The organism is Nocardioides malaquae (assembly GCF_015070385.1).
GTDB classification, from domain to species: Bacteria; Actinomycetota; Actinomycetes; order Propionibacteriales; family Nocardioidaceae; genus Nocardioides; species Nocardioides malaquae.
In genome coordinates this window covers 1-272 of record NZ_JADCSA010000391.1, presented here as the reverse complement: position 1 = coordinate 272, position 272 = coordinate 1, and the positions used below count along the sequence as shown (strand labels likewise).

The 272-nt window shown below is 54.8% G+C and carries 1 protein-coding gene; it reads left to right on the top strand.

The window, feature by feature from the left end; genetic code table 11:
- Positions 1-272: radical SAM protein (locus IEQ44_RS15870; RefSeq protein WP_193639419.1), on the top strand; the 272-nt coding region annotated here is incomplete at both ends.

Here is a 272-nt window from a genome sequence, read left to right as displayed (position 1 = left end):
AGCCGTCTTTACGCCGCGACTTTACCGATATCATCGCCGCTGTGCGGGAAAACGACGCTATCCGCCAGATTGCGGTCACAACCAATGGTTACCGTCTGGAACGCGATGTGGCGAGCTGGCGCGATGCGGGACTTACTGGCATTAACGTCAGTGTCGACAGTCTGGACGCCCGCCAGTTTCACGCTATTACCGGGCAGGATAAATTCAACCAGGTCATGGCAGGGATTGATGCTGCATTTGAGGCCGGTTTTGAGAAGGTCAAAGTCAATACC